Source organism: Pseudomonas sp. NFPP12 (assembly GCF_900103205.1).
In the GTDB taxonomy this organism is placed as follows: Bacteria; Pseudomonadota; Gammaproteobacteria; order Pseudomonadales; family Pseudomonadaceae; genus Aquipseudomonas; species Aquipseudomonas protegens.
Map to the genome: position 1 here is coordinate 1 of NZ_FMWW01000020.1, position 1,688 is coordinate 1,688.

2 protein-coding genes are annotated in these 1,688 nt (G+C 62.0%); both read left to right on the forward strand.

What is annotated here, in order from left to right:
* Nucleotides 1-306 (forward strand): phosphopantetheine-binding protein (locus BLS75_RS31830; protein WP_239690703.1); only part of this gene is annotated, 306 nt, incomplete at its 5' end.
* A 12-nt stretch (nt 307-318) separates the two neighbouring features.
* On the forward strand, nt 319-1,688 hold a 1,370-nt coding region (locus tag BLS75_RS31835), incomplete at its 3' end, for a condensation domain-containing protein (protein WP_239690704.1).

Genomic DNA, 1,688 nt, shown 5'->3' on the forward strand with positions numbered 1-1,688 from the left:
CTGGAGCAGCAGATCGCGGCGATCTGGGCCGATGTGCTGAAGCTGGATCGGGTGGGCATGAGCGACAACTTCTTCGAGCTGGGCGGCCACTCCCTGTTGGTGGCTCAGGTGGTGACTCGGGTCAAGCAGCAGTTTGGCGTGGATATGCCCATCAAGTCGCTGTTCGGCGCGGAGAGCCTCGCGGCCTTTGTCGAGAAGGTTCAGGCCCTGCGGCAGACAACTTCTTCACTGCAGGATGAATTGGCTAAATCTTTGGAGGCCCTCAAACGTTTATCTCCCGATGATCTTGAAAAAATAATTTCTTAGGCGAGGTAGTACATGCAAGCTTTAATCGACTCGGTAGGCACGCTTTCTTCCAAGGAAAGAAGAGCCCTGGCGATTTTGCTTAAAGAAAAGGGCATCAACCTCTTTGGTATCGCTCCTATCTGCAGCCGCGGCGCCGACGAGGCGCCGGTTCTCTCCTATACCCAGGAAAGCCAGTGGTTCCTTTGGCAACTGGAACCCGACAGCACCGCCTACCACATCACCACGGCGCTGCGCTTGACCGGAGAACTGGACCTCGACGCGCTGCGCCATGCATTCGATACCCTGATTGCCCGGCATGAAACCCTGCGCACTACCTTTTCCGAAGAAGATGGCACGGCGGTGCAGGTGGTGCACCCACCGGCGCCGCTGGACATCGAGGTCATCGAACTGCACGCCGGCGGCCTGTCCTATGAGGCCCAGGTCCATGCCCTGACCGACAGCAAGAGCCAGCCGCCCTTCGATCTGCGCAATGGCCCGCTGTTGCGGGCCAAATTGCTGCGGGTGGCAGCAGACGAGCATGTGCTGGTCCTGACCCAGCACCACATCGTTTCCGATGGCTGGTCGATGGGGGTGATGGTCGACGAGCTGATCCAGCTCTATGCCGGCTACCGCCAGGGGCGCACGGTCAGCCTGCCGGACCTGCCGATTCAATACGCCGACTATGCCAACTGGCAGCGCCAGTGGATGGATGCCGGCGAGCGTGAGCGGCAACAGGGCTACTGGCTGGAGCAACTGGCCGGGGAGCACCCCTTGCTGATGCTGCCGCTGGACCACCCGCGCCCGGCGATCCAGAGCTATCGGGGGGCGCTGCTGGATATCCCGTTGCCGGAAGAGCTGCGCCTGGGCCTCAAGCAATTGGCCCAGCGTGAAGGGGCGACCCTGTTCATGCTGTTGCTGGCCTCGTTCCAGGTCTTGCTGCACCGCTACAGCGGCCAGGCGGACATCCGCGTCGGGGTGCCGACCGCCAACCGCAACCGGGTGGAAACCGAGCGCCTGATCGGCTTCTTCGTCAACACCCAGGTGTTCAAGGCCGAGGTCGACGGGCAACTGGGCTTCAATGATTTCCTGCAGCAGGTCAAGCAGACCGCGCTGATGGCCCAGTCCCACCAGGACTTGCCTTTCGAGCAGTTGGTGGAAGCCTTGCGCCCCGAGCGCAGCCTGAGTCACAGCCCGCTGTTCCAGGCAATGTTCAACCACCAGACCGCGGTCAAGAAGGGCGGGCAGAGCCAGCGCCTGGACGACCTCAGCATCGAGACCCTGAGTTGGCAGGGGCGTGCCGCGCAGTTCGACCTGACCCTGGATACCTTCGAATCCGAGGATGGCCTCTGGGCCTCCCTGACCTACGCCACCGACCTGTTCGAGGCGTCCACCATCGAGCGTCT